This is a genomic window from Salinicola halimionae (genome assembly GCF_003206065.1).
GTDB lineage: Bacteria > Pseudomonadota > Gammaproteobacteria > Pseudomonadales > Halomonadaceae > Salinicola > Salinicola halimionae.
Map to the genome: position 1 here is coordinate 992809 of NZ_PZJQ01000004.1, position 25602 is coordinate 1018410.

At 61.0% G+C, this 25602-nt stretch carries 21 protein-coding genes; 16 read left to right on the forward strand and 5 right to left on the reverse strand.

Annotated features, from left to right (window positions below; all coding sequences use genetic code 11):
• Positions 1-15: 15 nt before the first annotated feature.
• The 8 genes from mltB to DOM27_RS10320 all read left to right on the forward strand — a co-directional run bounded on the left by mltB (position 16) and on the right by DOM27_RS10320 (position 6384).
• On the forward strand, positions 16-1047 hold the full coding sequence (gene mltB / locus DOM27_RS10290) for a lytic murein transglycosylase B (RefSeq protein WP_110655907.1): 1032 nt from the start codon (positions 16-18) through the stop codon (positions 1045-1047).
• A complete protein-coding gene (locus DOM27_RS10295) occupies positions 1044-2159 on the forward strand; it encodes a septal ring lytic transglycosylase RlpA family protein (protein WP_425353291.1) in 1116 nt (371 codons plus the stop codon). The genes mltB and DOM27_RS10295 overlap by 4 nt, the downstream gene beginning before the upstream one ends.
• A gap of 27 nt (positions 2160-2186) precedes the next feature.
• Positions 2187-3407 (forward strand): D-alanyl-D-alanine carboxypeptidase family protein, encoded by a 1221-nt coding sequence (locus tag DOM27_RS10300; protein ID WP_110655908.1) that lies wholly within the window; start codon positions 2187-2189, stop codon positions 3405-3407.
• 167 nt (positions 3408-3574) lie between these two features.
• Positions 3575-3901, forward strand: coding sequence for an HP0495 family protein (locus tag DOM27_RS10305; RefSeq protein WP_110656433.1), 327 nt, complete (start codon positions 3575-3577; stop codon positions 3899-3901).
• A gap of 5 nt (positions 3902-3906) precedes the next feature.
• Positions 3907-4593 carry a lipoyl(octanoyl) transferase LipB gene (gene lipB / locus DOM27_RS10310; protein ID WP_110655909.1) on the forward strand — a complete coding sequence of 229 codons (687 nt, stop codon included), beginning with the start codon at positions 3907-3909 and terminating at the stop codon, positions 4591-4593.
• A gap of 34 nt (positions 4594-4627) precedes the next feature.
• The gene (gene lipA, locus DOM27_RS10315) at positions 4628-5617 is read left to right on the forward strand and encodes a lipoyl synthase (protein ID WP_223162319.1); all 990 of its coding nucleotides are present in this window, start codon (positions 4628-4630) and stop codon (positions 5615-5617) included.
• Between the two features lie 24 nt (positions 5618-5641).
• The gene (locus DOM27_RS18205; protein WP_280952138.1) at positions 5642-5764 is read left to right on the forward strand and encodes a hypothetical protein; all 123 of its coding nucleotides are present in this window, start codon (positions 5642-5644) and stop codon (positions 5762-5764) included.
• A gap of 74 nt (positions 5765-5838) precedes the next feature.
• A complete protein-coding gene (locus tag DOM27_RS10320) occupies positions 5839-6384 on the forward strand; it encodes a GAF domain-containing protein (RefSeq protein WP_110655910.1) in 546 nt (181 codons plus the stop codon).
• Here the strand turns inward: DOM27_RS10320 and DOM27_RS10325 are convergent.
• A complete protein-coding gene (locus DOM27_RS10325; RefSeq protein WP_110655911.1) occupies positions 6381-7367 on the reverse strand; it encodes a LysR family transcriptional regulator in 987 nt (328 codons plus the stop codon). The two genes, DOM27_RS10320 and DOM27_RS10325, sit on opposite strands and share 4 nt — an antisense overlap.
• Positions 7368-7505: 138 nt before the next feature.
• Here DOM27_RS10325 and DOM27_RS10330 point away from each other — a divergent pair, with 138 nt between their 5' ends.
• Positions 7506-8921, forward strand: coding sequence for an acetyl-CoA carboxylase biotin carboxylase subunit (locus tag DOM27_RS10330; protein ID WP_110655912.1), 1416 nt, complete (start codon positions 7506-7508; stop codon positions 8919-8921).
• A 101-nt stretch (positions 8922-9022) separates the two neighbouring features.
• Complete coding sequence (gene oadA, locus DOM27_RS10335; RefSeq protein ID WP_110655913.1) at positions 9023-10843, forward strand: sodium-extruding oxaloacetate decarboxylase subunit alpha; 1821 nt, start codon at positions 9023-9025, stop codon at positions 10841-10843.
• A 126-nt stretch (positions 10844-10969) separates the two neighbouring features.
• Here oadA and pyk read toward each other — a convergent pair whose 3' ends face one another.
• Positions 10970-12433, reverse strand: a complete 1464-nt coding sequence (gene pyk / locus DOM27_RS10340) for a pyruvate kinase (protein WP_110655914.1) — start codon at positions 12431-12433, stop codon at positions 10970-10972.
• 586 nt (positions 12434-13019) lie between these two features.
• Between pyk and topA the strand changes: the two genes are divergently transcribed.
• The 4 genes from topA (at position 13020) to DOM27_RS10360 (ending at position 17482) form a co-directional block, all read left to right on the forward strand.
• Positions 13020-15641, forward strand: coding sequence for a type I DNA topoisomerase (gene topA / locus DOM27_RS10345; protein ID WP_110655915.1), 2622 nt, complete (start codon positions 13020-13022; stop codon positions 15639-15641).
• The gene (locus DOM27_RS10350; protein ID WP_110655916.1) at positions 15638-16114 is read left to right on the forward strand and encodes a DUF6586 family protein; all 477 of its coding nucleotides are present in this window, start codon (positions 15638-15640) and stop codon (positions 16112-16114) included. The genes topA and DOM27_RS10350 overlap by 4 nt, the downstream gene beginning before the upstream one ends.
• Positions 16115-16277: 163 nt before the next feature.
• Positions 16278-16520 carry a hypothetical protein gene (locus DOM27_RS10355; RefSeq protein ID WP_110655917.1) on the forward strand — a complete coding sequence of 81 codons (243 nt, stop codon included), beginning with the start codon at positions 16278-16280 and terminating at the stop codon, positions 16518-16520.
• A gap of 146 nt (positions 16521-16666) precedes the next feature.
• Positions 16667-17482, forward strand: coding sequence for an aldolase (locus tag DOM27_RS10360; protein WP_110655918.1), 816 nt, complete (start codon positions 16667-16669; stop codon positions 17480-17482).
• 33 nt (positions 17483-17515) lie between these two features.
• On the opposite strand, the gene DOM27_RS17890 is transcribed toward DOM27_RS10360, so the two are convergent.
• The gene (locus DOM27_RS17890; RefSeq protein ID WP_157956749.1) at positions 17516-17677 is read right to left on the reverse strand and encodes a hypothetical protein; all 162 of its coding nucleotides are present in this window, start codon (positions 17675-17677) and stop codon (positions 17516-17518) included.
• Positions 17678-17818: 141 nt separating this feature from the next.
• On the opposite strand from DOM27_RS17890, the gene DOM27_RS10365 reads away from it, so the two are divergent.
• Positions 17819-18763, forward strand: coding sequence for a cation efflux transmembrane domain-containing protein (locus tag DOM27_RS10365; protein ID WP_110655919.1), 945 nt, complete (start codon positions 17819-17821; stop codon positions 18761-18763).
• A gap of 31 nt (positions 18764-18794) precedes the next feature.
• On the opposite strand, the gene DOM27_RS10370 is transcribed toward DOM27_RS10365, so the two are convergent.
• Complete coding sequence (locus tag DOM27_RS10370) at positions 18795-20450, reverse strand: FMN-binding glutamate synthase family protein (protein WP_110655920.1); 1656 nt, start codon at positions 20448-20450, stop codon at positions 18795-18797.
• Between the two features lie 185 nt (positions 20451-20635).
• On the opposite strand from DOM27_RS10370, the gene DOM27_RS10375 reads away from it, so the two are divergent.
• On the forward strand, positions 20636-21757 hold the full coding sequence (locus DOM27_RS10375) for a metallophosphoesterase (protein WP_223162320.1): 1122 nt from the start codon (positions 20636-20638) through the stop codon (positions 21755-21757).
• 120 nt (positions 21758-21877) lie between these two features.
• Here the strand turns inward: DOM27_RS10375 and mfd are convergent, their stop codons facing one another.
• Complete coding sequence (mfd, locus tag DOM27_RS10380; RefSeq protein WP_110655921.1) at positions 21878-25327, reverse strand: transcription-repair coupling factor; 3450 nt, start codon at positions 25325-25327, stop codon at positions 21878-21880.
• Between the last annotated feature and the right edge of the window lie 275 nt (positions 25328-25602).

A 25602-nucleotide genomic window follows, 5' to 3' on the forward strand; every position in this document is an offset into this window, starting at 1 on the left:
GGGAGTCATTCGCGCATGGCGCTGCGTTGTAAGCAGGAACGCCGGTTCAGCATCACGCTGTTGCTGGCAGGGCTTTTGTGTTCAGTGATTCCGGCTGTGCAGGCGGAAGAAAACTTCGACCCCGCGACACATCCGCAAGTGCGAGCGATGCTCGACTCGCTCTCCGAGCAAGGGTTGCCGAGTCGTGAACTGGATGCGGCGATGGTGGCGGCCGAGTACCGACCGCAAGTGCTGGACGCCATGAGTCACGCGGCAGAGCGGCGTCTGCGCTGGGATGAATACCGCGATATCTTCATCCAGCCACAGCGAATTCAGCAGGGTGTGGCGTTTCTGAAGGCCAACCATGAGGCGCTGGCGCGGGCCGAACGGGTCTACGGCGTGCCTCCGGAAGTGGTCGTCGCGATTCTGGGAGTCGAAACCCAGTATGGCCGACATAAGGGCACTCACCGGGTGCTGGATTCGCTGTCGACACTGGCTTTCCACCATCCCTCCCGCGGAGCGTTCTTTCGCGGCGAGCTGGAGGCGTTCCTCGAGATTACCCTGGGCCAGGGTGTCGATCCGTCGACTTTGTATGGATCCTACGCCGGAGCGATGGGCTACCCCCAGTTCATTCCGACAAGTTATCAGGCTTACGCGGTCGATTTCGATGGCGATGGCCTTAAGGATCTATGGAACAATCCGGTCGATGCCATCGGCAGTATCGCCAACTACTTCAGCGAGCATGGTTGGCAGCGTCATCAACCGGTGCTGGTCGAGGCCGGCGGCCCCGAGACGTTGCCACCGTCGATTGGATTCAATGGCACCGAGCCACCGAGTACCCCGGTCGAGGCGCTGAAGCGCGTCGGTATCGAGCCCACGGCAGGTAATCTGGTATCCACCGATAAGGTGGTTCCACTGGCGCTGGACTTTGCCGACGGCCATGTCCGCTATGTCATGGGACTGAATAACTTTTACGTGATCACGCGTTATAACCATAGTCACCTCTATGCCATGGCAGTCGCCACGCTGGCCCAGCGTATCCAGACGACCCTGGACGAGGGCGCATGACGTTCTGGTACGGCGCTAACTGGCGGGGGCTTGGCGCGATGCTGGCCCTATCGCTGCTGGTCGGGTGTGCCGGTGGTGGAGGCTCGCAGAGCGGCGGCGGACGCTATTCGATGGACCGGGATGCCTATCCGGATACCCCTGAAGACGTGGCCAACGTTCCGGATGCGGTGCCCAAGGTCGAGCCTCGTTCCAGGAGCGGCAACCGCTCGAGCTATTCCGTCTGGGGCAAGACCTATCACGTGCTCGACGACCCCACCGGTTACACGGCCGAAGGTCGTGCTTCCTGGTACGGGGTCAAGTTTCAGGGCTACGACACCGCGAATGGCGAGACCTATGACATGTACAAGATGTCGGCGGCACATCGTTCGTTGCCATTGCCGACCTATGCGCGAGTCACCAACCTCGACAACGGCCGCAAGGTCATCGTGCGAGTGAACGACCGTGGTCCATTTCACAGCGATAGATTGATCGACCTTTCCTATGCCGCGGCCGCGCGCCTGGGCATCCTGAAAGGCGGTACCGGTCGAGTGAAGGTCGAGGCGATCGATCCCGTTGCCTGGGCTCGTGATCATGGGCGTTCGGACGATTCGTCGACGCGCTTGGCTCGTAACGATGCCGCTTCACGGCCCGTAGCCGAGCCGCCCCGGTCGTCATCCATTCAGGCGCTGAAAACGAACGCCTCCCGTCATGACTCGAATCTGGACTACGAGTCGAGTATCGACCCGGTTCTCGCGGCGGCCGATGACGGCATGGCGAGCTCGCGCGCGCCTTCGCCTTCTCTGTCGGCAGCGTCGAACACCGGGGCGTTGAACCCGGGGGCGTCAAACATAGGCGCGTCGAGCGGGGCGGCGTCGATGACGACCCCGAAGGCTACCTCGGCGGCAGGGCGTCGTTATCTTCAAGTGGCCGCGCTGGGTTCGCAAACCGGGGCCGAAGCGTTGAAAAGCCGGCTGCAGGGCTTGCTGTCGCAGCCGGTTCGCATTGACAATGCGTCTCCTCTCTATCGTGTCCAGGTCGGGCCTATCAATGACCTGGCGTCGCTCGAATCCATCAGGGCTACCCTGCGAGACGCCGGCTACGGCCAAGTGTTCTTGGTAGCGCCCACTCAGTAACCCTCGTCCAGTGAGAACCCGATTGTCATGAAAGCGTTGTTCACTTCATCTGTTTCACGCCTGGTCATCTCCGCATCGCTATGTCTGGGACTGCTTTCATCTCCGGCCAGCGCCCAGCAGCCCACCCCGGATAGCCAGATGTCGAAGACCAATCCGGAGCCGGGCCAATTGATTCCGTCGCCGCCCGATCTGGCTGCCTCTTCGTGGGTGCTGATGGATGCCTCCACAGGTCAATTGCTGGTCAATCACAATGGCGACCAACGCATACCGCCAGCGAGTCTGACCAAGATGATGACGGCCTATATCGTCGAGCAGGAAATCGACGGTGGCAGCATCTCCGATAGCGACATGGTCAGTATCAGTGAAAATGCGTGGCGTACCGGCGGCTCCCGCATGTTCATTCAGGAAGGCACGCAGGTTAGTGTCGAGAATCTGCTGCGTGGCGTGGTAGTGCAATCCGGCAACGATGCCAGTGTGGCGCTATCGGAATACGTTGCGGGTAGCGAATCGGCCTTCGCGGATCTGATGAATCAGCAGGCCCAGCGTCTGGGTATGCAGAACACTCACTTCATGAACCCCACCGGGCTGCCGCACGACGATCATTACTCATCCGCTCACGATCTGTCGATTCTGGCGCGCCATATCATCACGGACTTCCCTGATCACTATCAGGTCTATTCCGAAAAGTACTTCACTTACAACGATATTCGTCAGCCCAATCGCAATCGTCTGCTGTGGCGCGATCCGGATGTCGATGGCTTGAAGACTGGGCATACCGAAGCTGCCGGCTACTGCCTCGTTGCCTCTGCCAAGAAGCAGGACACTCGCCTGATCGCGGTGGTCATGGGGACCAACTCCGACGAGGCCCGTGCCGCGGAAACCCAGCGTCTGCTCAATTACGGGTTTCGTTTCTTCCAGACTCGCAAGCTCTACGATGCCGGTTCCGTGCTCAATGAAGCGCGAGTCTGGGGTGGCGACAGCGACACCGTTCGTCTCGGCGTTCAAAACGAAGTGAGCATGACCGTGCCGCGAGGCAGCGCCGACAACCTGACCGCACGCCTCAATCTGCCGGAGACGCTGCATGCGCCGATTCAGGCAGGGCAACAGGTGGGCACGCTGGAGATCAAATCCGGTGACGAAGTGCTGGGTCAGGAGCCGCTGGTGGCACTCGAAGGTGTCGAAGAGGGCAGCATCTTCAAGCGTGTCTGGGACTCGATCGTGCTGTTCGTGACCGGGCTTTTCGACTAAGGCTCGTTGGCAAATCGGGATGAGGTCAGCCGAGGCCGTCCTTGGTGTCGCCTGCGGGTGGCGCCTCTGTCCCGATGCTCCGACGGTCCACTCTCGACTGGCATCAGTTGGTGAGCGGGTTAATGTTGAGTAGAATGGTCGGAAATCGATTGCAGTGTCTGAATGCCATGACCCAGAGACCCAAGCTTCAAAAGCCCAAGAGCCGAGGATCCCAGACGCCGAATGATGTCGATCTTCCCCGGCCCAAAGTCGAGTTTCCTTGCGATTATCCCATACGGGTGGTCGGCGATGCCGCCGAGGACTTCGTGTCGGCTGTCAGCGAGGTGATCGCACGCCACGCACCAGGCTTCGATCCGGCATCGGTCAAACTGACCGACAGTCGCAACGCGCGCTTCCAGTCGATCCGTGCCGTCATTCATGCCACTGGGGAGGCGCAACTAGATGCGTTGTTCCAGGATCTGAAGGCTACCGGCCGCGTTCACATGGTGCTGTGACACTAATGTCGTCGCTTCCGCTCTATCGTCTCGGGCGTCAGCCCTATCTGCCGGTGTGGCAAGCGATGTCGCGCTTCACCGACGAGCGCACGGCCGAGTCGCCGGATCAGCTGTGGCTGGTCGAGCACGAGCCGGTCTTCACCCAAGGGCGTGCCGGCAAGCCGGAACATCTGTTGACTCCGGGAGATATTCCCGTCGTCGCCAGTGATCGTGGCGGTCAGGTGACCTATCATGGCCCCGGCCAGGTTGTGCTCTATCCGCTACTCGATGTGCGCCGGCGGGGGCTTGGCGTGCGGGAGCTGGTGACGTTGCTCGAGAATGCGGTTATCGATCTACTGGCGATGCATGACATCGATGCGAAAGCCCGAGCGGATGCGCCCGGTGTCTATGTCGGTGCGGAAAAGATCGCTTCCTTGGGGCTGCGCATTCGTCGGGGCTGCAGCTTTCACGGCGTTGCTCTCAATATCGATATGGATCTGTCGCCATTCGCGCGGATCAACCCGTGTGGCTATGCCGGCCTCGCGATGACGCAGTTACGCAACCATGTGTCCGGACCGCTCTCATTGACTTGCGAGGCCGAGCAGCTGGCGGCATGTTTTGCGCGGCGGCTGTCTGCGACGCTCGACGTGCAGACGCGATGGCCTCAGGCTTTTGAGCCGCCACAGGCTTTTGAACCGTTAGCGACTACCTAGCTATCGGCGTTCTACGACTATCAGGAAGGGACCTATGACCGAGACGACCGTCATGTCAACGCCCGAAACCAAGAAGCCGGCCCGCGCCGAGCGCGGCGTCAAGTTGCGCGGAGCCGACAAGGTGTCGCGGATCCCCGTCAAGGTCATTCCGACCGAAACGCTGCCGAAAAAACCGGATTGGTTGCGCGTGCGCATGCCGGTTTCTCCGCAGGTCACGCATATCAAGCAGACGCTGCGCAAGCACGGGCTGCATACGGTCTGTGAAGAAGCCTCGTGTCCCAATCTTGGTGAATGTTTCAGTGGTGGCACGGCGACCTTCATGATCATGGGTGATATCTGCACCCGCCGCTGCCCGTTCTGCGACGTGGCACATGGACGCCCCAACGCGCTCAACGAAAACGAGCCTCGCGAGCTGGCCGAAGCCATTGCCGAAATGCGGCTCAACTATGTGGTGGTAACTTCTGTCGATCGTGACGACATGCGCGATGGCGGGGCGCAGCATTTTGCCAACTGCATCCGCGAGATTCGTCGTGATAGCCCGAATATCGAGATCGAAGTGCTGGTGCCCGATTTTCGTGGTCGTATGCAGGTGGCTCTCGACATTCTGGAAGGAGAGGCTCCAGACGTCTTCAACCATAACCTGGAAACCGTCCCTTCGCTTTATCGTAAGGTGCGTCCCGGTGCGGACTATCAATGGTCGCTGGATTTGTTGAAAGGTTACAAGGCCCGTCGTCCGGAAGTGATGACCAAATCGGGTTTGATGCTTGGGGTCGGCGAGACCGACGATCAGGTCATCGAGGTGATGCGCGATCTACGTGCGCATGATGTCGATATGCTGACGCTGGGCCAGTACATGCAGCCTTCACGCAACCACTTGGCGATCGATCGCTGGGTACATCCCGATACCTTCGACTGGTTCGCCGAGCAGGCTAGGGCGCTGGGTTTCAAGCATGTCGCATCGGGGCCGTTGGTACGCTCTTCCTATCATGCCGACAAGCAGGCGCATGGCGTCGAGGTAAAATAAGTCCAGAGGTTCAGGATCGACGTCATGGACATATGGACGGGTCTGCCGGATTACCGGCAGACCCGTTTTGTTTCGCCCGGTTCGAATGTGCAGCTCGTCAATTCCACCGGCGATGCATCCGGTGGCTCGTCATCGGCGTATCAATGAGGTCGCTTGGCAAGCGGCTCGACAGCTTTCTCATGATCCCCCGATCGTTTTCTCGGTTCTAAAGAGTTCGCATTATGATTGCACCGGATATTCCTCGCGAAGAAACAGCACGTCTGATTGCCTTGCGCGATCTTCAATTGCTCGATTCGGACGCTGATAAAGGTTTCGATCGACTGACCGAGTTGGCGACGCAGATCTTCGATGTCCCGATGTCGATGATCACGCTGATCGACGAGGATCGTCAGTGGTTCAAATCGCGTCAGGGGCTCAAGGTTTGCGAGACGCCGCGACGGATCTCGTTCTGTGGGCATGTCGTTGCCGATGGGCAGCCGATGGTGGTCAACAACGCACTGCGGGATCCCCGGTTTTCGGACAATCCGCTGGTGACGGGATCGCCTTTCATCCGGTTTTACGCTGGATTTCCGCTATTCGTGGCGCCGGACGTCTGTGTGGGAACGCTATGCCTGATAGGCACGCTGCCGCGAGCCTTCGAGGATACCGATATGGATCGGCTGAAGCTGCTTGCGGCCCAGGCCGAGGAGTTGATTCAGTTGCACGTGTTGCGCGCTCAGGCACGCCTGCGTGAAGCACCTGTAGCCCCGGTCGATGACGCTGGCTAACTGTCTTCGGCGGGGAGGCACAGCAAGGTGGGCGTCTCGATCGGGGTCATCGGCGCACGAAAGTGAGCATTTAGCTCCGGCAGTAGCTCGCGTACGAAACGCAGGAACAGCTCCGTCACCGGCGTGGGGTATCGATCCTTGGGATAGACCGTGCACCATGAGCGTCTCAGTGGGAAACCGGGGATGGTCGGGCTCGCCAGCAGTCCGGAGGCCAGCTCCAGTTGCACTGCCAGACGCGGTAGCACGGCGACGCCGAGATGGGCCATCACGCCCTGTTTGATGGCCTCGTTGGTACCGAGCTCGATGGTATGGTGCAAGGAAATACGCTCCCTCGCGGCAAAATCCTCGAATGCCGTTCGCGCGCCGGAACCCGGCTCCCGCATCAGCAGATAGTGTCGCGCGAAATCCTCGAGCGTTGCCCTGTCGGCCGTCACTAGTGGATGGCCCGGCCAGACGACCGGAATCAATTCATTGTCCAGAATGGGCATGAACACCAGATTAGGGTCGTCTGGCACCATGCCCATGATCACCAGATCATCCCGCCTTTCTGCCAGCCTTTCCAGCGCCTGGGCCCGGTTGCAGACGCGCAGCCGAATCTGAACCTCCGGATAGCGAGCACGGAAGCGGGCCAGGATATGGGGCACCACATATTGTGCGGTGGAGACGGCTGCGAGATTAAGTTCGCCTCGAATCGTGCCGGCCAGCTCCGACAGCTCCATCTGCAAACTCGAAACCTGCCCGAAGATCGACTGTGTCGAGGCGGCCAGTGCATCGGCAGCCGGCAGAATATGTAGCGTTTTACCCGCGTACTTGAACAACGGCTGAGCGAGTGCCTGTTCGAGCTGCCGAATTTGGGCGCTGACGGCCGGTTGCGTCAACCCGAGCTGCTCGGCGGCACGCGAATAGGATTGCTGGCGATGAACGGCCTGGAAGACCTGGAGCTGACGGAACGTCAGTCGATTGAGCAGGTTGGGTCGCGACATTCAGCACGCTCTCGAGGTCAGGTATAAGGTTGAGCTTATAGGTTGGCAAAGAAATATCAATTTTTCTATTGGGTCTCGGGTGGCTAGCGTAGAAGGAGAGATGAACGACCTGTCCACGTGCAACCCGGAGGCCAAACGGTGTTCAAGAAACTGCTTATCGCCAACCGCGGCGAGATCGCCGTGCGTATTGTACGAGCCTGCGCCGAAATGGGCATCCGTTCAGTGGCAATCTACACCGAGCCCGATAGGTTTTCGTTACACGTCAAAGGCGCGGACGAGGCGTATTTCATGGGCGAAGAGCCGCTTGCAGGCTATCTCGACCCACGGGGTATCGTCAGCCTGGCTCGGGAGACGGGGTGTGACGCCATTCATCCCGGTTATGGGTTTCTGTCGGAGAGCGCCGAGTTTGCCCGGATCTGTAGCCAGGCCGGGATTGCCTTTGTGGGCCCGAGCGCCGAGGTCATTGCCAAGATGGGCGACAAGACCGCGGCTCGAGCGGCCATGCGTGAGGCGGGTGTGCCGGTCACGCCCGGTTCCGAGGGTAATCTAGCCGATCTCGACGAGGCACTGACCGTCGCCGAGGAGATCGGCTACCCGATCATGCTCAAGGCGACTTCCGGCGGTGGTGGGCGCGGCATTCGGCGTTGCGATACGCGGGATCAACTGGGGCAGGCCTGGGATCGGGTGATCTCCGAAGCGACCAAGGCGTTCGGCAGCGCCGAGGTGTTCATGGAGAGGTGCGTGGTCGACCCGCTGCATATCGAAGTCCAGGTGCTGGCGGATAGTCACGGCGGCGTCATTCATCTGTTCGAGCGCGACTGCTCGATCCAGCGGCGTAACCAGAAATTGATCGAAATTGCCCCCAGCCCGCAGCTGACCCCGGAGCAGCGCAGCTACGTCGGCAAGATGGCGGTGCGCGCCGCCCAGGCCGTGAATTACGAAAACGCCGGCACCGTGGAATTTCTGGTCAAGGACAACGAAGTCTTCTTCATGGAGATGAACACTCGGGTCCAGGTCGAGCACACCATTACCGAAGCGATTACCGGCGTCGATATCGTCCGTGAGCAGCTGCGCGTCGCCGCCGGAGAGCGATTGGCCTGCCGCCAGGAGGATATTCGTCACCAGGGCTATGCCATCCAGTTCCGGATCAATGCCGAGGATCCCAAGAACGACTTTCTGCCGAGTTTCGGGCGCATCACGCGCTATTACGCCCCGGGCGGGCCCGGCGTGAGGACGGACACGGCGATCTATACCGGCTATACGATTCCCCCATACTTCGATTCGATGTGTCTCAAGCTGATCGTCTGGGGCATGACCTGGGAAGAGACGCTCAACCGCGGTATTCGTGCGCTCAATGACATGCGCCTGCAGGGCGTAAAGACCACGGCACCGTATTATCAGGAAATTCTGCGGCATCCCGAATTTCGTGCCGGCCATTTCGATACCGGGTTCGTTCCCGCGCATCCCGAATTGCTCAACTACTCCGTCAAACGCAATCCGGAGGAGGTCGCTTTAGCGATCGCGGCGGCCATCGCCGCTCATGCGGGGCTCTGAAGCGTCCGGCGCTGAACACGTTTAACTCTAATATGCCGTGCTATGAATAAATCGCACTCTGAATACGCGGAATGGACCAGAATCAGGATCAGGAGAAAGAAATGAACAACACCAACGCCTCATCCGTCAGGGTCAGTGACGTCGTCCTGCGTGATGGGCATCAGTCGCTGATCGCCACGCGCATGCGAACCGAAGACATGCTGCCGATCTGCGCCAAGCTCGACGCCATCGGTTTTCATTCGCTTGAAGTCTGGGGCGGTGCCACGTTCGATGCCTGTGTGCGCTTTCTCAAGGAGGACCCGTGGGAGCGCTTGCAGTCGCTACGGGAAGCGCTGCCCAATACGGCGTTGCAGATGCTGTTGCGTGGCCAGAATCTGCTCGGCTATCGCCACTATGCGGACGACGTGGTCGAACGATTCGTCGCGCGCTCGGCCGACAACGGGATCGATATCTTTCGAGTGTTCGATGCGCTGAACGATCTGCGCAACCTTGAAACCGCGATGAAGGCGGTCAAGGCGAGTGGCAAACACGCTCAGGGCACGATCTGTTATACCGTCAGCCCCGTTCACACGCGTGATATGTATGTCGAGCAGGCCAAACGTCTGGTCGACATGGGCGCGGATTCGATCGCGATCAAGGACATGGCCGGTCTGCTGACTCCCTACGCCACGGGAGAGCTGGTGGAAGCTCTGGTCGAGGCCGTGGATGTGCCGATTCATCTGCATGCGCACGCCACGTCCGGCCTCGCGTCGTTGAGCCAGATGAAGGCCGTGGAGGCGGGGTGTCGGCATATCGATACCTGCATCTCGGCTTTCGCTGGCGGTACCAGCCACCCGTCCACCGAAGCCATGGTGGCGGCGTTCCAGGAGACGCCCTACGACACCGGACTGGATCTGGTAGCGCTCAAGGACGTCGGTGATTACTTTCGCGAAGTTCGCAAGAAGTACGCGGCTTTCGAGAGCGAGTACACCCGCGAGGATGTCAGTGTACAGATCTGGCAGGTGCCGGGTGGCATGATGTCGAACCTGGCCAATCAGATGAAGGAGCAGAACGCGCTGGGCCGGATACAGGATGTCTTCGACGAGATTCCCAAGGTTCGCGCCGATCTCGGTTATCCGCCGCTGGTAACACCGACCTCGCAGATCGTCGGGACACAGGCGGCCATGAACGTGTTGACCGGGGAGCGCTACAAATCGATCACCAATGAGGTGAAACGTTATCTGCTGGGTGGCTATGGTCAGCCTCCGGCCGAGGTGAATGCGGAAGTGCGGCGCAAGGCGATCGGCAACGAACCCGTGGACGAAGGACGGCCCGCCGACCAGCTCAAACCGGAAATGGCCAAGCTGAAGACCGATATCGGCGAGCTTGCCGGATGCGAGGAGGACGTGCTGACGTTCGCGATGTTCCCGGACCTGGGGCGGGAATATCTGCAAGGACGACGCGACGGGACTCTGGTGCCGGAAGCGATTCCGGCTGCAGAAGCCGCGGGTGGCGCTAGTCGTCCGGTTTCCGAAGGCGTGCCGACCGAGTTCGTCATCGACGTTCACGGGGAATCCTATGAGGTGCAGATTACCGGCGTCGGCAGCAGCAGTGGCAGCAAGCGTCGCGTCTACCTGACCCTCGATGGCATGCCCGAAGAAGTCGTGTTCGAGGCCAAGGACGAGTTCGTTCAGGAAGGCAAGAGCGGCGGACGTGCCAAGGCCAGCTCGCCGGGGCACGTCACGACGTCGATGCCGGGCAATATCGTCGACGTGCTGGTGGCCGAGGGTGACAGCGTCAAGGAAGGCCAGGCCGTACTGATTACCGAGGCCATGAAAATGGAAACGGAAGTGCAGGCGCGGATCGGGGGCACCGTCAAGGCGGTCCACGTGGCCAAGGGCGATCGCGTCACGCCGGGCGAAGTTTTGGTCGAGATCGAATAGCCTGAGCGAGATCTAGCAACGACGTGAGCCGGCGATGGAATCAGCATTGATATGATAAAAAAACGCGGAGCCTAGGCTCCGCGTTTTTGTTTCAGTCGACCTTTGCCGCAGTAGCGAGACTTCGACTTACTCCTCGACCTGAATGATCTTCATGGTGTTGGTCCCGCCATGGGCGTTCATATGATCGCCTCTGGTCAGGATGACGTGATCGCCTTTGCTGGCTAGCCCGAGACTGACCAGTTCCTTGATCGCACCAGCGTTGATTTCGGTCAGCGGGAAGCGAGAGCTGTCGAAGACCAGCGATACGACGCCGCGATAGAGTGCCATTCGGCGCTGTACCAACGGGGTTTCGGCCAGGGCGACGATTGGCAGGCCCGAACGAATGCGTGAAGCGATCAGCGGCGTATAACCCGTAGCGGTCAAACAGGTAATGGCGACCACGCCGGAGAGGTGATTAGCGGCGTACATGGCGGACAGCGCCACGGTCTCGTCGATGCGTGAGAAGCCTTCATGGATACGATGCTGGGATTGCTGTGCTGCGCGCTCTCGTTCCGCGCCCAGGCAAGACCGGTCCATGGCGCGGATGGTTTCGACAGGGTAGTCACCGGCGGCGGTTTCCGCCGACAGCATGACAGCATCGGTGCCATCGAGAACCGCATTGGCGACGTCAAACACTTCGGCGCGAGTCGGCAGTGGCGACTCGATCATCGACTCCATCATCTGGGTCGCGGTGATGACCACCTTGTTGAGGGTGCGCGCGCGCGCGATGATGCGCTTCTGCACACCAATCAGCTGGGCATCGCCAATCTCGACGCCGAGATCGCCGCGAGCCACCATCACCGCTTCCGAGGCACGAATGATGTCGTCGAGGGTTTCCGGGTCGGCGACGGCTTCGGCACGTTCGATCTTGGCGACCAGGCCGATCTCCTGACCCGCTTCTCCAAGCAGCTCACGAGCGTACTGCATATCGGCGCCGCTGCGCGGGAAGGAAACCGCGAGATAGTCGACGCCGATATCGATCGCCGTCTTCAGATCTTCCTTGTCCTTGTCCGTCAGCGCCGCTGCGGAAAGGCCACCGCCTTGCTTGTTGATGCCCTTGTTGTTGGTCAGCTTGCCGCCAACCTTGACCTTGGTGAAAATTCGCGGGCCTTCGATGCGCTCGACTTCCAGTACCAGGCGGCCATCATCCAGCAACAAGGTATCGCCGACGGTGACATCGTCGGCCAGCTCGGCGTAATCGCAGCCGACCCGATCACTGTCGCCGGCATCGCGCTCCAGTGAGACGTCGATCAAGAAAGATTGGCCTTTCTCGAGCTTGACCCCACCTTCGGCGGCGAAGCGAGCGATTCGGATCTTGGGGCCTTGGAGATCGCCGAGTGCCGCTACCGCACGGCCCTGGCGTTCGGCTGCTTCACGTACTGCCGTGAGCCGTCGACGGTGGTCTTCGGGGTTGCCGTGGGAGAAGTTCAGCCGGACGACATCGACGCCGGCTTCGATGATGGCATCCAGTACGCCCTCGCGATCGGTGGCGGGACCCAGGGTAGCGACGATCTTGGTGCGACGAATCGGGCCGTGAAACGCTTGCTGCATAGAGATTCTCCCGGTAGCTGAGTGAGTCATCCCGACGCGTCAAAACATGAGAAGCGATACCGCGGCGGAGACATGTGGTGATTTTACAACATGGTGATCATCTTGTCCGAAGCGTCGTGGTCGACAAGAGCCGATGACAAGCGATCAACGCAGGCGCCACCAATTCATCACGTCAGCATGTCATGACAATGACGCGTTGTCTTCGGCACCATTTTACGCAAGTGTAGCGTGCCAGTCCCGCGATGCGACATCGACGCGAAGTCGGAAAGGCGCGAGATGGTGCCGCATTCTCAAGCTTGGAATCCCGGCGCGAAGCCCCATCATGAAGGGCCAATGATGCGCCGCCGTCAAGATCGGCGGAAGTCAAGCTTCGGCTGGCGCCCCGAGAACGGCTAGGGTAGGGTAGGCGGATTTTCCGGTCGGCCCCGTTTTCTGTCGCCAGACACGCCAGCGGTCGGCGTCGCCGTATGCTGCGAGTTCGCGGCGTTCTGCAAAATTTGCGGCGCCTAGTAGAATTTGTCGTGCTGGGTGGAATTTGTCGTGCTGAATAAAATTCGCCGCACTCTATAAAAGAAGCAGGAGAGCTATGGGCAAGTCACTGGTTATCGTTGAGTCACCGGCCAAGGCCAAGACCATTAACAAGTATCTCGGCAACGATTTCGTAGTGAAGTCGAGTGTCGGGCATATCCGTGATCTGCCGACCAGTGGTTCTTCCAAGCAGGCCAGCGATCCCAAGGAGCGGGCGAGACAGGCGGCGATAACCCGCAAGATGTCGCCGGACGACAAGGTCGTCTACAAGAAGCAGAAGCAATGGGATCAGTTGATTCGGCGTATGGGGATCGATCCCGAACATGGCTGGCGGGCCAACTACGAGATCCTGCCAGGCAAGGAAAAGGTGGTGGACGAGCTCAAGAAGCTCGCCGACAAGAGCGACACCATCTATCTCGCGACCGATCTGGACCGCGAAGGGGAGGCGATCGCCTGGCATTTGAAAGAGACCATCGGCGGCGATGACTCGCGTTACAAGCGTGTCGTGTTCAACGAGATTACCAAGAACGCCATCCAGGAAGCTTTCAAGCAGCCCGGTACGCTCAACATTGCCCGTGTCGAGGCGCAGCAGAGTCGTCGTTTTCTCGATCGTGTGGTCGGTTTCATGGTTTCCCCGCTGCTCTGGAGCAAGGTCGCTCGCGGGCTCTCGGCCGGCCGCGTGCAGTCGGTGGCGGTACGCCTGATCGTCGATCGCGAACGCGACATTCGGGCGTTCAATCCGGAAGAGTTCTGGGACGTTCACGCGGACATGATCACGCCCGACGGAGAGCCGGTCCGTTTCGAAGTGGCCCGCGAGAAGGGAGAGGCTTTCCGCCCCACGTCGGAGAAGGAAACCCTGGAACGTATCGCGCCGCTGCGTCGGGATGCATTCGACATCACCAGCCGTGAAACCAAGCCGACCAGCTCTAAGGCCAACGCGCCGTTCATCACCTCGACCCTGCAACAGGCAGCCAGTGGCCGTCTTGGCTACTCGGTCAAGAAGACGATGACGCTGGCCCAGCGGCTCTACGAGGGCGGCTACATTACCTATATGCGTACCGATTCGACCAACCTGTCCCAGGATGCGGTCGCCGGCGTGCGTGACTATATTCAGGCCGAATTCGGCGAGCGCTACCTGCCGGAGTCGTCGATTCGCTACTCGAGCAAGCAGAACGCCCAGGAAGCCCACGAGGCCATCCGGCCGTCCAACGTCAAGCAGCGGGCCGATGAACTTGCTGTCGAGCGTGACGCACAGCGTCTCTATGAACTGATCTGGCGTCAGTTCGTGGCCTGTCAGATGGTGCCGGCACAATATCTCGCGACGACGCTGACCATCGAGACCGATGGTTTCGAGCTCAAGGCGCGTGGCCGGGTGCTCAAGTTCGATGGTTACACCCGCGTGATGAAGCCGATGGCAAAGAAGGACGATCAGGCACAACTGCCGGACATCGAGGAAGGTGCCACGCTGCAGGTCGAGCAGATCGATCCGCAACAGCATTTCACCAAGCCCCCGGCGCGCTACACCGAAGCCAGTCTGGTCAAGGAACTGGAGAAGCGGGGCATTGGTCGCCCGTCGACCTATGCGGCGATCATTTCCACCATTCAGGACCGAGGTTACGCCAAGCTCGACAATCGACGATTTTATGCCGAGAAACTCGGAGAGATCGTTACCGATCGTCTGGTGGAGTCGTTCAACGATCTTCTCGACTACGGTTTCACCGCGCGGATGGAAGATCGTCTCGATGAGGTCGCTGAAGGACACGAGCAATGGCAGCAAGTGCTCGATGCGTTCTACGCCGATTTCAAGTGTAAGCTGGAACTCGCCGAGGGCGAAGAGGGCATGCGTCCCAACGACCCGGTCGAGACCGACATTACCTGCCCGACCTGTGGCCGTCCGATGCAGATTCGCATCGCTTCGACCGGCGTGTTTCTGGGTTGTTCCGGCTACAACCTGCCGCCCAAGGAGCGCTGCAAGACAACCATCGACTTGATCCCGGGGGACGAAGCGGTGCCGGAGGAGGCTGACGAGGCCGCCGAGACCGATGCGCTGCGCGCCAAGCGACGAAACCCGAACACCGGCACGGCGATGGACAGCTATCTGATTGACGAGGGGCGCAAGCTCTACATCAGTAACGACGACGATGGTTATTACGAGATCGAGCAGGGCCGATTCCGGATCAAGGGCTATGACGGCCCGGTGATCGAGTGTGATAAGTGTGGCTCCGAAATGCAGCTCAAGAGCGGGCGATTCGGGAAGTATTTCGCCTGCACCAACGATGAGTGCGGGAATACTCGCAAACTGCTGAAAAGTGGCGAAGTTGCGCCGCCCAAGATGGATCCGATTCCAATGCCGGAGCTGGCTTGCCAGAAAGTCGAGGATCATTACGTGCTGCGAGACGGCGCCAGCGGCCTGTTCCTGGCCGCCAGCCAGTTCCCCAAGAATCGGGAAACCCGGCCACCGCTGGTCAGAGAGTTGAAAGCTCACGCCGATGCGCTTCCCGAGAAGTATCATTTCCTGCTCGAGGCGCCGAGTGAAGATCCGGATGGGCGGCCGGCGCAGATTCGCTTCTCGCGCAAGGCCAAGAGCCAGTTCGTGATGACCGACGAAGACGGCAAGGCGACCGGCTGGCGCGCGACGTTCGAAGCGGGTCGTTGGCAGGTTGAGGACAAGCGTAAATGACCTCGCCGGCCCGAACCAATCAGCTGCTTTATCAAGCAGAGCTGCTATTGACGCTCGGGATGGTCGAGGCGCAGAAGCCGGATCGCGACGAACATGCGACGGCGCGTCGGATGGCGTTGGAAGAGGCGGCGCTGGGGCAACTGGAGCTGGCCTTGAATGCGTTGCTTCGCGAAGTAACAGAGCATACCGACCTAACGCACGATGACTGGCGGGCCTGGCTGCAGGCGACCACGATTCATGTCGCTGAGCTTGAGCGGCTGCGGACATTGGCCGATGAGCCCGAGAGCTGGCTGGCCATATTGCTGGAGCGGTTGCGGGCACTGCATGGTGACGAGGGTGCCGCGCGCCGCGAGGCGCCGCGCCGGCTGATTGCTAGCGCAGGAGAGCCGATGTTGGCAGAGACGTTGCGCTGGTGTCATCGAGAGTTCAAGACGCTGTTGCCCTCGCTGCGTGAGGGTAGCAGCGAATGGTGACTGGGATGGGCTGACCGTGTTAGCCTGAAGATAGATGATAACGACCGGGGCTCAGGCTCTGGTCGTTTTTTATTGGTCTTGTCTTTTAGTGGAGCCGTTACTGCCACGGCCATAAAATGAATAGTTCAGAACGAATAGCATCGAACGAACAGAGAGGTGAGCCGTGTCCGATACCGCGATTCTGGAAATCGTCGAACTTGCCGACGGAGAAGTGGTGCTGCGGCCGGCGGAAGCGACCGGCGAGCCACTCGTCTCGATCCGCTTTTCCGAGGAGGCCGTCGAGCTGCTGCGCCGCAGCCGCTTCGATGTGGCTCGCGAGATGCTCGATCACGCGATTACTCGCACCCACCTGTGGGAGGGCGATGAAGAGGAATCGTCTGAAGACGAGCCGGCGACCGTCCACTAGGACTCAAGCTCCATCAGGTCCGCCGCTCCACTAGAGTTCAAGGTCCACTAGATCGGTGGAATCTACGGTCATAACCGACTTGCTGCCCGTCTTCGCGCAGCCTCCTTTCGATCCGGCTCGCCACGAGCCGCTCTGGAGACATTTCGATGGCTCAACCATTAACGACGTCGGTGGCGGTCGGCGCTGGCTCCGAGGCTGTCGCTAGAACGACGCTCGATGACCCGTCGCTCGATAGCGAAGCGATTCGGGAAGCGCGGCGGGATCTCGCGGCCTGTTTCCGAATGGCTGCATCTCTGGGGATGGGCGAAGGCATCTGTAATCACTTCTCGGCGATGGTGCCGGGCCGGGATGACCAGTTCCTGGTCAATCCCTACGGGCTGGCCTTTGAGGAGGTCACGGCCTCGAGTCTGCTGATCTGCGATTTCGACGGGCATGTGCTGTCCGGCGCCGGTTACCCTGAAGCGACGGCGTTCCATATCCACGCGCGTCTGCATCTTAACAAGCCGGCTGGGCGGGCGGCATTTCACACCCACATGCCCAATGCCACGGCATTGACCATGACGGAGGGCGAGCCCCTGCTGTGGGCGGGACAGACTGCACTCAAGTTCTACGGCCGTACGGTGGTGGATGACCGCTATAACGGTCTCGCGCTGGACAGCACGGAGGGCGATCGAATCGCCGCTGCCTTGGGCGATGCCGACGTCGTCTTTCTGCGCCATCATGGCGTAATTGTCACGGCGCCGACGATCGCCGAGGCCTGGGATGATCTCTACTTTCTGGAGCGTGCTGCGGAAGTGCAGCTCAAGGCGATGAGCTCCGGCCGGGAAGTGCTGTCGGTGGACCCGGCTGTTGCCGCCAGCACGGCGGCGCAGATGCGGTTGGAAGATCCCGAGAGTGCCCGGCTTCACCTGGCCAGCGTGCGCCGTCGCCTCGATCGTCTCGCTCCGGATTACGCTGACTGAACGACGCGACTCCTCAGCGCCAGACCAGCGACCCTACAGCGCCAGACCTGCGATCAGTGCCGCGATGACAGCGATGACGACCGATGTCAACGCGATTACCAACAGGCCGCGCCGGCGTGTGGCGCTGAAGATGAAGAACGTGGGGAAGGCGATGGTCATCGCGAGCATCGAGATTATCCAGGCAAAGTTGGCCATCGAGCTTGCGGCTCCTGCAGCGAGAGGTTGAGAGTCTTGGGGCGGCATTATACAGATCGCGAGCGCCGCTGCGGGGTTCTAGGTTCACTGTCGGTTCGACGGTGCGCGACGTTGGTCGCGGTCAATTCTGGAGGGACACTGATGGCGACTGGCTGGCCGAAGACGGAGAGCGGTGCGCTTCGCCTCTCGACGATCGTGGCTGCGGCCATTGGCGTGGTGGCGTTGACGGTCTCGGTGCTGTCTTCCTCTCAGGCGATCCTGCTCGACGGCCTGTTCAATGCGATCTATGCCGTGGTCGGGCTCTTCACACTACGGGTCGGGCGCCTGGTCATCTCACCGGACGATGACACTTACCCCTTCGGTTACGGCTATTTCGAATCGATGGTCAACGCCTGCAAGGGCTTGTTGATGCTGGGCGTCTCCGCCCTGGCGCTGTTCAATTCCGTCACTGCGCTGTTGACCGGCGGCAATACGATCGCGGCGGGTATCTCCATCGTCTACGCCTTTCTGGCCACGGCGGCCTGCGCGCTGACCGCTCTCGTGCTACATCGAGTCAGTGGTCATATCCGCAGCCCGTTGCTGGAAGCCGATATCGAGAACTGGCGGGTCAACGCACTAATCTCGGCGGCGGTGCTGTTGGCTTTCTGCCTGATCCCCGTGGCGAGAGCACTTGGCTGGCACGCTATCGTGCCCTACGTGGATGCCTGGCTGGTGATCGCCGTGGTGCTACTGTGCCTGGGGGTGCCGGTGCGCGTGGCCAGAAGCGCGATTCTGGAGCTTTTGAACCGGTCTCCGCGAGCGGCCGTGGTCGATCCCGTGCGGGCATCGATTCTCGGGGCGCTGGCGCCACTTCCCACCCGGGCCATCTATATCCGCATGGTGCGGCCGGGCAGGCTGCTCTATGTCACCGTTCACGTGGTGCTTGACGAGGCCCATCCGTTGTCCATCGAGCAGGCGGACGAGTGGCGGGCAACACTAGACGCCAGCGTACGTGAAGTGTCGGCACCGGTGATCGTCGAGACGCTATTCACGGCGGAAGAGCGCTGGGCGGTGCCCAGCGCGGGTCACGGCATTGCCGAATCCTGATGCGGAGCCTCCGTGTCCTCCGTGCGGCCGCTCAGCGCAGTTTGGTCAGGCGTAGCTCTGCGAGCTGGGCCGGGGGCAGAAAAGAGTCCGAGCGGGCCTCTTCCCAGTAGTTCTGGAACACCGTGTGCTGACTGTTGCCGTTGAGCAGCTCGTCCGGCTGCAGAAAGGTGAACAGCTTGTCGTAGGATTGGATCTCGTCGGTGGAGACCCGGCGGATGATATGCTCCGGGCCGAGCTCCGCAGGGTGTTGCAGACCTGCCGCGGCCAGCATCTCGGCCAGGCCTTTGAGCGTGTTGTGGTGAAAGTTGTAGACCCGTTCGGATTTGTCGGCGACGTCCAGATGGCGGCTGCGCTTGGGATCCTGGGTTGCCACACCGCTGGGGCATTTGTCGGAATGGCAGTTGAGCGCTTGAATACAGCCCAGCGAAAACATGAAGCCGCGCGCGGCGTTGCACCAGTCGGCGCCTAGCGCCAGGGTGCGCGCGATGTTGAACCCGGAGGTGATCTTGCCGGCGGCGCCGATCTTGATCTCTTCGCGCAGTCCTGCGCCGACGAGCGTGTTGTGCACCAGCATCAATGCTTCGGTCAGCGGCACGCCCAGGCGGTTGATGAACTCCAACGGTGCCGCGCCGGTGCCACCTTCGCCACCATCGACGACGATGAAGTCGGGGCGCTGGCCGGTCTCGCGCATCGCCTTGGCCATCGCGAACCACTCCCACGGATGGCCGATCGCCAGCTTGAAGCCGACCGGCTTGCCACCGGAGAGTTCGCGCAGCCGGCCTATGAAGGCCATCAGTTCCAGCGGCGTGGAGAAGGCGCTATGGCCGGCCGGTGAGATCACGTCCTCACCCACGGGTACCTCGCGGGCCTCTGCGATTTCGGCCGTCACCTTGGCGGCGGGCAGGATGCCGCCGTGGCCCGGTTTCGCCCCCTGTGATAGCTTAATTTCGATCATCTTGACCTGTTCGTCGCGCGCATTGGCGGCGAAACGCTCTTCATTGAAGCTGCCGTCGTCGTAGCGGCAGCCGAAGTAACCGGAGCCGATCTCCCACACCAGATCTCCGCCATGAATTCGGTGGTAACGAGAGATCGAGCCCTCGCCGGTATCGTGATAGAAGCGGCCTTTGCGGGCGCCGGCGTTGAGCGACTCAATGGCATTGCCCGAGAGCGAGCCGAAGCTCATTGCCGAGACATTGAATACGCTGGCGGAGTAGGGCTGGCTACACAGGTTGCCACCGATCTGGACACGAAAGTCGCTGTCGTCGATATGGGTTGGCCGTAGTGAGTGATTGATCCACTCGTGCCCCGGGGCATACATGTCGATCAGCGAGCCGAACGGCTTCTTGTCGCTCTCGTTCTTGGCTCGCTGATAGACCACGGCGCGCTGTTCCCGGGAGAACGGACGCTCGTCGAGGTCAGACTGGATGAAGTATTGACGAATTTCAGGGCCGATCGATTCGAGAATGTAGCGGCAGTGGGCCAGAATCGGATAGTTTCGGCTGACGGTGCGGCGTTTCTGGCGGGTATCGTGAAATCCGAGCCATGAAAGACCGCCGAAGATGATGACTCCCCACCACCAGTTCGATGAAGATGCGAGCCCGATGACGGAAACGATCAGCAGGCAGAGACTGGCAATGAAGGCGGCGTTGCGTAACGGTAGGCGCGAAAGGCCAGTGGCGTAGCTCATGCGGACATCGGCTCCAGGCAGGTGAAATTGCGGTGGCACGGGACGCCGCCGCGACCGTGGAGGATAGCGCAACGCCCGGCTTTGCGGCCAACGCCACCGACGGCTATTTTGGAGTGCCGATTCTGGCATGCCTGATTGTTCGCCCATTTGACACTTTGCCCTTTTGATACAAGGAATGCCCGAGCTTGCGACATCACCGATCCTTCCTGCGGTTGCGACTGCTCCTGCTGGTGCTTCATGGGTACATTGGCTGGCGACTGCTGCCTGATCTCTCGGCGGGGATCTGGGGATGGCTGGTTGGCAGTGGCTATTTGTTGGCCAGCGCGATCATGATTCCGTTGGTGGTGAGGGTGACCTGGCTCAATGGGCGCTGGCTGGCCTGGCCGGTGGCATTGATGGCCGGCATATTCTCGTTTCTGCTTCAGCTCACCCTATTGCGCGACATCCTGCTGGTGGCCTGGAGTCTGGTTGCCGTCTCGCCGAGCTTGGCGGTTCAGGCCAGTGCATGGATGGTGCTGGCGGCAACGCTCCTGCTGTCCGGCTATGCCCTGTGGGAGGCGAGACGAGTGCCGCGCACTGTCGAGATATCAGTGCCGCTGGACGATCTTCCGCCTGCATTGGACGGATTCGTCATCGTTCAGCTAAGTGACTTGCACGTTGGCCCCACGATCAAGCGCAAACATCTGCGCCGTATCGTCGAACGGGTCAACACGCTGGCGCCGGATCTGGTGGCGATCACCGGCGATCTGACCGACGGTCGTGTCGCAGAGCTGGAAGAGGACGTGGCGCCATTGTCGAGCTTGAGCGCCCGGCACGGTACCTTCTGCGTGACCGGCAATCACGAGTACTACAGTGAAGCGGAAGCTTGGGTTGCGGCATTTCGACGGCAGGGAATGCGCGTGCTGATCAACGAGTGTCACTACGTCGAACATGACGGCACGACGCTGGCCGTCGCCGGCATCACGGATCTGTCGGCGGGCTACTACGTCGCCGTCCATCGAAGTGACCCCGTGGCAGCCGCTCGGGACATTCCGTCAGGCATGATGCGGATATTGTTGGCGCATCAGCCCAATTCGGCCCCCCAGGCCGCGGAAGCGGGGTTTGATCTCCAGCTTTCCGGTCACACCCATGGTGGTCAGCTTTGGCCGTGGAGCCTGCTGGCGCGACGTGCCAACCGGTTTCTGGCGGGGCTGGGCAAGGAGGGTCGGATGTGGATCTATACCAGTCGCGGAACCGGTTACTGGGGACCGCCGATGCGCTTTGGCGCGCCGGCGGAAATCACCCGGATTCGATTGACGGCGGCATAGGCCAGGATTCGAAACATATAGATTCGGGGCATGTCGATAAGTCCGGATTCGGGGGACATGAAAGGCAGCGACGAAAAAGCCAGCGNNGCTGGCTTTTTCGTGGTGTCATGCGGTGTCGGTTTACGCCGCCTTGACCTTGCGGTTGAGGGTTTCCAGTAACCCGTCGATGCGCTTGAGGCGATCTTCCGCTTTCTCCATCTCCCCGTGAAAGCGCAGCGTGTCGGCGCCGTCGAGCTTGTACTCGCCCGGATGTCGCTGAATCAGCTCGACCAGTGTCATCGGATCGACCTGCGGATCCGGGCCGAAAATCACCCGGCCGCGCCCTGCGCCGGCCTCGAGCTTGGCGATGCCTAGCCGCTCGGCGCGCTGGCGTAGTCGTGTCTGCCGGAACAGGGTCTTGAGCGGCGGCGGGAGCAGACCGAAGCGGTCGATCATCTCCACCTGCAGTTCTTTGAGCGCGCTCTCGTCGGCCGCACTGCTGATGCGCTTGTACATGATCAGACGCTGCTGAATGTCCGGCAGGTAGTCGTCCGGAATCAACGCGGGGAGATTGAGGCTGATCTCCGTGCCCTCGTCGAGCGGGGCTTCGATATTGGGCGTCTTGCCGGCCCGGATCGCCTTGACCGCGCGATCGAGCATCTGCATGTAGAGACTGTAGCCGACGGTTTCCATTTGTCCGCTCTGCTCGTCGCCGAGCAACTCGCCCGCGCCGCGAATTTCCATATCGTGACTGGCGAGCGTGAAGCCGGCGCCGAGATCGTCGCTCTGGGTGATGGCTTCGAGCCGTTTGATCGCATCTCGGGTCATCGCCTTGGGCGGCGGGGTCAGCAGATAGGCATAGGCCTGATGGTGACTGCGGCCGACGCGACCGCGCAGCTGGTGAAGTTGGGCCAGGCCGAACTTGTCGGCGCGCTCGATGATGATGGTGTTGGCACTGGGAACGTCGATGCCAGTCTCGATGATGGTCGAACACATCAGCACGTTGAAGCGTTTGTGGTAGAAATCGGACATGACCCGCTCCAGCGCCCGTTCGGGAAGCTGACCGTGGGCGACGCCGACGCGGGCCTCAGGCACCAGTTCGCGAATCTTTTCGGCGCTGGCCTCGATCGACCTGACTTCGTTGTGAAGGAAGTAGACCTGACCGCCACGCAGGATTTCACGCAGCAGCGCCTCCTTGACCACCGGTTCATTGCGCTGCTGCACGAAAGTCTTGACCGACAGTCGGCGCGCCGGCGGCGTCGCGATGATCGAAAGATCGCGGATCCCGTTCATCGCCATGTTGAGCGTACGCGGGATCGGGGTCGCCGTTAGTGTCAGGATATCGACCTCGGCGCGGAGCTGCTTGAGGCGCTCCTTCTGGGCGACACCGAAGCGGTGCTCTTCGTCGATGATCATCAAGCCGAGGTTGGAGAGCTTGACCGATCGCGAGAGCAGCTTGTGCGTGCCGATCACGATATCGGCACGACCTTCCGCCATGCGCTTCAGCGCGTCGGTTTCTTCCTTGGCGCCGGTGAAGCGGGACAGCATTTCGATCTGCACCGCGGTGTCGGCGAAGCGATCACGAAAGTTGTCGTAGTGCTGCTGGGCCAGCAGAGTGGTGGGAACCAGAACCACGACCTGGCGCCCGGAGTTGACCGCTAGGAACGCTGCGCGCATCGCCACTTCGGTCTTGCCGAAACCGACATCGCCGCAGACGACCCGATCCATCGGACGCGGCGCCGTCATGTCGTCGATCACCGCCTCGATGGCCGCGTGCTGATCGGGGGTCTCCTCGAACGGAAAGCTGGCCGCGAAGCGCAGATATTCGTCGCCGGGCATATCGCTGGCGAAACCCTCCCGGGCTTCCCGGCGGGCGTAGATGTCGAGCAGTTCGGCAGCGGTGTCGCGAATTTTCTCGGCGGCTTTTTTCCTGGCCTTGTCCCAGGTGTCAGAGCCCAGTTTATGCAGCGGGGCGAGCTCGTCGCTGGCGCCGGCATAGCGGGAGATGAGCTGCAGGTTATCGACCGGCACGTAGAGCTTGGCGCCGCCAGCGTATTCCAGAGCCAGGAACTCCGCCGCCTGGCCGCCGGCAGTGATCATTTCCAGCCCCATGTAGCGACCGACGCCGTGATGCTGGTGAACGACCGGCGATCCGGGGCGTAGCTCGGAGAGGTGACGCACGGCCAGCTCGTTGTCGTCGGTCACCTTGGCGCGGCGGCGGGTCTGGCGCACCACATCGCCGTAAAGCTCGGTCTCGGTAACGACCGCGACGTTGGGGTCGCCCAGCCAGAGCCCTTCATCCAGGGCGCCCTCGGCGATCGCGAAAGATTGGTTGCCGTCCAGGAAATCCTGCCAGCCATCGATGTGGGGAATATCTCGATGCAGCGGCGCCAGCGCCTCATCCAAGGCTTCTCGCCGTCCGCGGGACTCGGCGACGAACAGAATGCGCAGATCGCGGTGGGCGTTGAGGAACGTCTCCAGCGTCGCCAGCGGGTGCTGGGCCCGGGCGTTGATCGCCACCGCAGGCGGGGGCTGCGTCGCACTGGCGACAACGTGGCGCGCCTGGGGATCCGTCACGAATTCGAGACGCGGGTGCTGCTTGATCGCGGCGAACACCTCTGCCGCGGGCACGAAGGCCTTCGCCGGTGGCAGTAGCGGGCGAGTGGGGTCGACGCCAAGGTTCTCGTAGCGGCCTTCGATCGATCGCCAATGGTGCTCGGCGGCTTCGAAGACATCTGGAAGCATGGCGATGCGAGTCTCGCTGGCGAGATGCTCGAACAGCGTGGCGGTCTCTTCGAAGAACAGCGGCAGATACTGTTCGAGTCCCGGGGAGGGTATGCCCTTGATCGCATCGACATATAGCGGGCACTGCCGCGGGTCGACATCGAACAGCGTCTCGAAACCTTCACGAAAGCACGCGATTGCCGAGCGTGACAGCGAGTATTCGTGTGCCGGTAGCAGATCGATGCGTTCGATCTTGTCCTGGGTACGCTGAGTGTCCGGATCGAAGCGCCTGAGCGTGTCGATCTCGTCATCGAACAGATCGATGCGCAGAGGGGCGCTGGTACCCATGGGGAAGAGATCTATCAGCGAGCCGCGCATGGCGTACTCGCCGGGCTCGTAGACGGTTTCCACCGCACGATAACCCGCCCGCGAGAGACGTTCGCGAAAGCTTTCCCGGTCGAGTCGATCACCGGTCGCCAGAGTCAGTACGCGCCCGGCCACGTACTCCCTCGGGGGCAGGCGCTGCATCAGGGTATTGACCGAAACCAGTACGATTCCCTGCGTGCCCTCCTGGAGTTCCCGCAGTGTTCTGAGTCGTGCGGAGACGATGTCCTGATGGGGCGAGAAGCTGTCATAGGGCAGCGTTTCCCAATCGGGAAACGGCATGACCGGTACCCGGGAGTAAAACCCCAGGTTGCTTTCGAGACGCTGGGCACTTGCCGTATCCGGAGTCACTACCAGAAGCGGCGCGTCATCCGCCAGACGTGCAAGGGTCAGCGCGATGGCGCTTCCCTGGGGCAGCTGGCAATAGGTGGTTTCGCGCGTGCCGGTGGGCAGAGGCGGGGCTAGCGGTGTGAAGTGCGACATGAGCCTTTCGAAGAACGAATTTGCGTGAGGGGATGATAGCAGGCTGCGGCTGAGCGGGGGGCGTCGAGTCCGATTTCTTGCTGTCACCGCGGCCGTTCAGGTTCTCGCAACGGTCTTCCTGTCACGCCCGTTCATCTTCGACCTTTGTAGTGAAACTACAACCTCTGCGACTACGGAGAGATTGCGAGGTGTTCTGTAGGATGCGGATAATAATCGGGTTTTTGGTCAGTCCGATGTCGTTCCGCTCCAGCCGGACGACCGACCACGCCGCCGAA

Excerpts from the sequence above, each read along its gene's own strand:
- mltB (WP_110655907.1), top strand. The coding sequence starts at position 16 with ATGGCGCTGCGTTGTAAGCAGGAACGCCGGTTCAGCATCACGCTGTTG.
- DOM27_RS10295 (WP_425353291.1), top strand. The coding sequence starts at position 1,044 with ATGACGTTCTGGTACGGCGCTAACTGGCGGGGGCTTGGCGCGATGCTG.
- DOM27_RS10300 (WP_110655908.1), top strand. The coding sequence starts at position 2,187 with ATGAAAGCGTTGTTCACTTCATCTGTTTCACGCCTGGTCATCTCCGCA.
- DOM27_RS10305 (WP_110656433.1), top strand. The coding sequence starts at position 3,575 with ATGACCCAGAGACCCAAGCTTCAAAAGCCCAAGAGCCGAGGATCCCAG.
- lipB (WP_110655909.1), top strand. The coding sequence starts at position 3,907 with ATGTCGTCGCTTCCGCTCTATCGTCTCGGGCGTCAGCCCTATCTGCCG.
- lipA (WP_223162319.1), top strand. The coding sequence starts at position 4,628 with ATGACCGAGACGACCGTCATGTCAACGCCCGAAACCAAGAAGCCGGCC.
- DOM27_RS18205 (WP_280952138.1), top strand. The coding sequence starts at position 5,642 with ATGGACATATGGACGGGTCTGCCGGATTACCGGCAGACCCGTTTTGTT.
- DOM27_RS10320 (WP_110655910.1), top strand. The coding sequence starts at position 5,839 with ATGATTGCACCGGATATTCCTCGCGAAGAAACAGCACGTCTGATTGCC.
- DOM27_RS10325 (WP_110655911.1), bottom strand. The coding sequence starts at position 7,367 with ATGTCGCGACCCAACCTGCTCAATCGACTGACGTTCCGTCAGCTCCAG.
- oadA (WP_110655913.1), top strand. The coding sequence starts at position 9,023 with ATGAACAACACCAACGCCTCATCCGTCAGGGTCAGTGACGTCGTCCTG.
- pyk (WP_110655914.1), bottom strand. The coding sequence starts at position 12,433 with ATGCAGCAAGCGTTTCACGGCCCGATTCGTCGCACCAAGATCGTCGCT.
- topA (WP_110655915.1), top strand. The coding sequence starts at position 13,020 with ATGGGCAAGTCACTGGTTATCGTTGAGTCACCGGCCAAGGCCAAGACC.
- DOM27_RS10350 (WP_110655916.1), top strand. The coding sequence starts at position 15,638 with ATGACCTCGCCGGCCCGAACCAATCAGCTGCTTTATCAAGCAGAGCTG.
- DOM27_RS10360 (WP_110655918.1), top strand. The coding sequence starts at position 16,667 with ATGGCTCAACCATTAACGACGTCGGTGGCGGTCGGCGCTGGCTCCGAG.
- DOM27_RS17890 (WP_157956749.1), bottom strand. The coding sequence starts at position 17,677 with ATGGCCAACTTTGCCTGGATAATCTCGATGCTCGCGATGACCATCGCC.
- DOM27_RS10365 (WP_110655919.1), top strand. The coding sequence starts at position 17,819 with ATGGCGACTGGCTGGCCGAAGACGGAGAGCGGTGCGCTTCGCCTCTCG.
- DOM27_RS10370 (WP_110655920.1), bottom strand. The coding sequence starts at position 20,450 with ATGAGCTACGCCACTGGCCTTTCGCGCCTACCGTTACGCAACGCCGCC.
- mfd (WP_110655921.1), bottom strand. The coding sequence starts at position 25,327 with ATGTCGCACTTCACACCGCTAGCCCCGCCTCTGCCCACCGGCACGCGC.